Genomic DNA, 846 nt, shown 5'->3' with positions numbered 1-846 from the left:
GGGGGCGTGCCGCGTGCGGTTGATCGGTCCTGAGGTCGACCGGGCTGCGTTCCTCCGCGAGGCTCTTCCGCCACTGCTCGACCTCCGGGTCAGGTCGGTCCGCATTCGTCTGCGAGGCGGTGTGAGGTGGAGGACGGGATCGGCGGGCAAGGGGTTGTGTCACAGCGTGTACGCACCGTTCGTGGGGGCGTTAGCGTGGGTCGGTGCCGCCGACGAACCAGCCGCTTCTGCGCGAGTTCATCCACATCCCGGAACGGACGAGCACGAGTGACCTCGTCCTCAGCCTGACCGGGGGTGTCAGCGACCTTGGGGCGGCACTCCGTGACTATGTGATCACAGATGCCCTGGTGGTCAACGAGGGTTGGGCGCGCTCTCGGGCCTTGGGACCGTGCCCAACCTCCACAACTTTCTGGCGATTTCTGGTGCGGACGGGTCGCAGCCGGCTCCCGCGGCTCCCGCGGCTCCACGATGTCGAGACCCGGTCCGCCATGGGTCATGTTGGTGAATCGAGTTCACAGATGCTAATCTGCCTCTTGGATGTCCGTTAGGTCTGAGATGGGGACCGAAGAGGGCCGGCACGGTGCCACCGGGCCGGGAATCGGTCGCCCGGCGTCCTGCCAGACTGGTCGGGCTGTTCACCAAGGGGGGTATCAGGTGCCGAGTTCGACGACCGAACATGCTCCGTCAGCACGCCGCGTCCGCCAGCAGGCCATGGGCGGGACGGGACCGGGCCCGGGGGCGCCGGCATCTGACGAGCGTCCCGACATCGGCGCGCTGGTGGAGGTCCGTGGTCAGAAGTGGGTGGTCGCGGACATCGACGGACCGGCCGCCGGCGGGGCGAGGTGG

General features: G+C 68.3%; 1 protein-coding gene. It reads left to right on the top strand.

Going from position 1 to position 846, the window contains the following annotated elements:
• Window positions 1-537: 537 nt before the first annotated feature.
• A partial coding sequence (locus tag AC08OO_RS15555; RefSeq protein WP_476618689.1) for a hypothetical protein occupies window positions 538-846 on the top strand: 309 nt, incomplete at its 3' end.

The organism is Frankia sp. CeCAU1 (assembly GCF_977971845.1).
The sequence above is the reverse complement of the archived record's forward strand: the minus strand, read 5'-3'. Positions and strand labels throughout refer to the sequence as shown.